The organism is Gammaproteobacteria bacterium (genome assembly GCA_011682695.1).
Classification (GTDB): Bacteria; Actinomycetota; Acidimicrobiia; order Spongiisociales; family UBA4744; genus BMS3Bbin01.
The window spans coordinates 1-4,740 of record JAACED010000098.1 but is presented as its reverse complement, the minus strand read 5'-3'; the positions used below and the strand labels follow the sequence as shown (position 1 = coordinate 4,740).

At 61.7% G+C, this 4,740-nt stretch carries 5 protein-coding genes and 1 pseudogene; 1 reads left to right on the top strand and 5 read right to left on the bottom strand.

The features are described from left to right. Positions 1-206 precede the first annotated feature (206 nt). Complete coding sequence (locus GWP04_12145; protein ID NIA26296.1) at positions 207-572, bottom strand: hypothetical protein; 366 nt, start codon at positions 570-572, stop codon at positions 207-209. Continuing rightward, the gene (locus GWP04_12140) at positions 573-1,205 is read right to left on the bottom strand and encodes a DUF433 domain-containing protein (GenBank protein ID NIA26295.1); all 633 of its coding nucleotides are present in this window, start codon (positions 1,203-1,205) and stop codon (positions 573-575) included. It abuts the gene before it with no gap. Positions 1,206-1,851: 646 nt separating this feature from the next. Here GWP04_12140 and GWP04_12135 point away from each other — a divergent pair. Beyond that, positions 1,852-2,159 (top strand): annotated as a pseudogene (locus GWP04_12135) (ATP-binding protein). 290 nt (positions 2,160-2,449) lie between these two features. Here the strand turns inward: GWP04_12135 and GWP04_12130 are convergent. The 3 genes from GWP04_12130 to GWP04_12120 form a co-directional block, all read right to left on the bottom strand. Next, entirely contained in the window at positions 2,450-2,590 is a 141-nt protein-coding gene (locus GWP04_12130; GenBank protein NIA26294.1) for a hypothetical protein, read from the bottom strand. A 38-nt stretch (positions 2,591-2,628) separates the two neighbouring features. After that, positions 2,629-3,075 (bottom strand): hypothetical protein, encoded by a 447-nt coding sequence (locus GWP04_12125; GenBank protein ID NIA26293.1) that lies wholly within the window; start codon positions 3,073-3,075, stop codon positions 2,629-2,631. A 593-nt stretch (positions 3,076-3,668) separates the two neighbouring features. Beyond that, positions 3,669-4,628: a hypothetical protein gene (locus GWP04_12120; GenBank protein NIA26292.1), complete on the bottom strand. Its 960-nt coding sequence runs from the start codon at positions 4,626-4,628 to the stop codon at positions 3,669-3,671. Positions 4,629-4,740: the final 112 nt, after the last annotated feature.

The window sequence follows — 4,740 nt, the reverse complement described above, 5'->3', positions numbered from 1 at the left end:
AGCACGCCCGGAGGGACTCGAACCCCCAACCTTCTGATCCGTAGTCAGAATCGGGGGGTTTGGGCTACCAGGGCGAACGGCCACAAATGCTGCTTGACCTGCGGTTTTGTCGTGCAACAGTTCTCACCGTTTCGCGGTGTTTCCGATCCTCTCGCGGACCAAATGCGGACCAAACCGGGCCGCCGGTCTCTCGCCTGGGCCTACGCTCAGTCAGTTTCGTAGCGAGGTGGGTGATACGCGACACCTGTCCGCCTCACATCGAACACACCGATATGGTGACGCTGCAACTGGGAGACCAGGTCCTCCATGTGCATCTCGAGCAGCTCGACGGCTTCAAGCTGATGGCACCTGAGGAAGACATGGCGACCGAACGTGAATTTGCGGCGCCGGCGTGTCGCATCCGCATCGTGGGTGATCAGAACTGCGTTGCGATCATCGGCATAGGCAGCGACCGCGTCGTCGTCTGCCCCACCAAGGCCCGCATCGACAACGCTCCAACATTCATGTCCAGACTGGCGGAGAAACGAACCGACCGCTTGGGCATCGACGTCCTCATCCAGTACGAAGCGCATCTACGCGACCGATGACGAACTCGCCTTCGTCGCCTGGATGTCGTCCTCGGTCAGGCTTGGAAAAGCATCCAGGATCTCCTGCGTGGTCTTGCCAGCATCCAGGTAGCGTCTTACTGCCTCAACGGGCACCCTTGTCCCACGAAAGACCAGCTTGGATGCCTGAACCTTGCGGCGCTTCTCGACCACACCAGCGTGCGCAGCGCTGCGCCGTAGACGTCCCTGAACCCGGGAGCGGATTGCCTGGAGGTCGATCACCTGCCACATCACCCCCTGGAAGGGACGGCGCGAATCCTCCCACGTTCCGTCCCCGTGCTGGAAAAGCACCCTCTCCCCTGACAGAGCGAAACGCACCTCTCGTAGAGGGGATGCGTAACCCCGTTGCCGTAGATAGTCGATGATCCGTCGGATGTGCTGCAGGGACACCCCCTGGTGCCGCAGCTCCGACGCAACAACCAGCTCAACAAGGCGCGACAGCGAGTACAGGCGCACCACATTGCGCGAGCTGATCTCCCGTTCGATGTCGGGCTTGATCAGATCGGTCTTCTCCCAATAGCGGAGCCGCTGCCGACTGATCCCCGCGATCCCGGCTGCCCGCTTATCCGGGACCATCATGTCATCGTCGGAATGACTCATCTCGGCTCCATTCGGTCCAACCATTCCAGGATAATGCCGACCTCGGACAGAAGGGGCGCAATCCGAGCATCGCAAACCGACCACTGTTGTGCGGTCGGCCGGTAGGCGCAACAGCCACATGTTGAAGAATGAATTCGCGCACGACAGGATACGGGACAGTCTGCAGCCGGGTTTCCCGGTGGCTGGCGATTGGCTCTCCCACCGTCTCAACCGGCAGTTCGGGCTGGAAGTCGGGACCATCGAGCCTCAGGTACACGCCTTCGGCGAGCGGTGCTTCGGGTGACACCTTTCGGAAGAAGATGCCAATCCTCTCCCCTGGCGGCACCAACCCAGGCCCTGGCCAAGGCGGAGACGAACGCTCGCCCTCTAGAAGTCGAGATGTAGACGACTCGTCCAAGTCTCCCAACATTGAGCGAGCACGGGGATCCGAAGTCCCCTCCGGGCGTTTATGCGCCGTGGGCCGATCCGCCGAATACCCCCATAAACATTGCTGTTTTGGCTTCCAGCAGTTCGTGTCGTTTCGCGTCGTCTTCGGTTCTCCCGTGGCCCAGGCGCGGCCCAAGTGTGTAGGGAGGTGCTGCCGTTCTGGCTGAACCGGGCCGTCGCAGACTTCGACTTCACCGCTCAGCCCACAGCCGACGAAGCGATGATCGCGAACTAGCGACCTGTGGTTTCCTCGCCGACGCCGCCAACGTCCTGTTTATCGGGCCGCCCGGCGTCGGCAAGACCATGCTCGCGATCGCCCTCGGACACGCTGTAGTCGACGCCGGCTACCGGGTCTGCTACACCACCGCCGCTGACCTCGCTGCCAGATGCCGACGGGCCGCGTTGGAAGGAAGATGGGCTGCGCCAATGCGGTTCTTCTTCGGACCCGCCGTGCTGATCATTGCGAACTCGCCGGTGCGCCACGAGGCGTTGATGGATCGAACCACAACGGTGTCACGCTTCTGTTGAGCGAGACCGCAGCCGATCGCCGGCCGGGAGGCACACCCTGGGAGAGCCAACGCGAAGGCGGCAGGCGATTCACGAGCCAACACAGCCGACGACCCACCGGACACAACGAGCCGAAACCGCTACGACCGTCCCCACACAAAGTCGGCGATTCACACACCGAAGCACCACCCCGGGAGGCGTCCATGGCTGCGAGTAGCGCAAACGTACCTGACGAGGTCAACGCTGCGGGGTTCGTGAGCCCCCATCACAGGCTTCAGATCGTGGTTGAGCGCGACCAGCCGGGGTGGCTGCTACGCCAGCTGTAGTAGCACTTCTCTCATGGGCACTCGTGCTTCGGCATCCCCGAACTCGCTGGCCGCAAAGATCTGCTGCCAGACCAGTTCGTTGACGAACCGCACACCCAATGAACCGTACCGGTGTGAGTTGGGCATCCAGGAAGCCGCTCAGTCCCGAGCCCAGACCTCGGACCCTATCTGTTAGGACTCTTACTGGGAAATGGTAGGTCGTCCATTGTTGTCCCGGCTGGGAACCTGTCTCTGCAGACCTGGAGGGCCATGAGCCACAAGGCGTCGGCTGCGTCTTCGACCGGTGCTGGCCCCAGCTCAGGTATACGGGCAGAAACGGAAGCGTCTTCGGCGATGTATCTGGTGGCGAGGTCGACGGCCACCGTCTTGTTCCAGACACCCAGGGTGCATGCTTCGCTGAGACGGATTCTCCAAATGGCGGGGTCTGCCTGGTTGAGACCAAGCATGTTGATCCACGTCAGGTACACCGGGCGCAGGGCCTCGTCGGTCATGTCGACGGTGACCGCCGTAGTGCCTTCGCCGGACAGGTTCGCACCGCAGCCGGCAGCAACGATGGCAATGCCGATCATCACGACGGCCACGACGGAGACCAGAGAACGGGCTGAACTCATGAACCACACCTCCAATCAGATACTATCAACGGTGTCCGAATGGCAGGCGGAGGCACTGTGGCTCTCCGCTTGCACTTCCCTCTCCCAACGGATGCATGCTCGGTCCGCCCCGCAGGTTGTAGACACCTTCATTCTCATTCTCTGAGGGTCTCACCGTTGTTCGCCGTCCGTGGCGGTTCATCCGGCGCCCCACCAGCGGTCCGGGCCAGGAGTAGGCGGTTTCTTGGCAGGATCGCCAGTGCCACATGGGGCCGTATCACGCCGCTCACCTAACAAGAACCCACCTTCGCCGGGTGTTGGCTTCTCGATAGGGCCCCACCGGACCGGATCGGCCGCCCAGAACCTCTAAGTCGACCACAATGACAGAGGAGCCATTCTCGACACGGTCAATTCGGTTCGATCCAAGTGGGTGCAAGAACCCTACGCAATGGTGTGTACGCGCACCACTCCGCACGTGCTGAACAGCCAGGTCAGTGAATTCTGCTACCTGGCCGCCTCCGAGACGGGTCGATGCCTCGGAGGCTGAGGGGGCCAGCACTGTCACTACGCGCAGGAGTGAGGATGCACGACGCGATAAAGCAGCGGCCTACGACTCATGGCGACGCGGCGTTGAGCCCATCCCACGGAGCGATCTGGAACCCGTCGCCATCGTAGCCAACGTGATTGGAGCATGCTCCATCACCTTCTCCAACGTTGGGGTTAGGCCACGTCCCCGTCTCGTACGCTCTCGTTGGGAGATTCCCAGAGAAGCCGAGAAACCATATGGTCCACGAGCAGTATCCATAGAAGGGCCAAGCGACCTGGCTGTCGCCATAGAGGCTCACCCCCACTGTGTAGCAGTCGCCATACGCCGTCGACGACCCGTAGTAGTAGGCGGTGGAGAAGTCTCGGTAGCTGAACTCGTACACACAGCGGTCGCCTCCGAGGCCGTAGATCGAGTATATCCACCCGTCCCGGATGGTCGAGCCGGCAGTCATGGACTGAACTCCGGCGTACCGCTCCCCATCAGCTCCCATAGGCTCACCATCGGAACGAGCCTCGGACAGTGTGATTCCCCCACTCGCTTCAGCCGCCGCGTACTCTCGACCAAACGCAGATGTCCAGCCGGCCGGTTCCGCGACCGGTTCCGCGTCGATCGTTAGCACGCCTCCGTACGTGACCGAAGATGAGATGGACATCTTGGATACTTGCCCTGAGAGCAGCTTCGACATCGAATCGGGCCACCCAATAGCATTAGCGAGCCACAGGGAATCAAACCCCTCCGCCGTCCCCTTGGCGCCATTCGGATCAGTGATGACCGCCTTCAGAGACGATCCGTCGAAGGCGAACTCCTCCGCGACATCCGAAATGGGAGACGCAAGCCGCACGTAGAACTCCCGGGCTCCGAAGTACCCGTCAACACTTCGCGTTGCCCGCGAATCCACTCCATCCATGTCAAAGATCCCAGTGACTCGTACCCAATCGCCACCCACATTCGCCTGCGTGGCCCCCACGGGGGCTTGCAGCCCGGCTACTAACGCGACGGCCACCAAGATCAGCAGAACTCGTCTCATGATCTCCTCCTTTCCCGGGAGTTCCCTACCCGGGAGTTCCCCAGCCGCCCGTCACACCCAATCATCGCGCACAACGCATAGAAGTCAATAGTGGTACCTCCTACTACCAAGG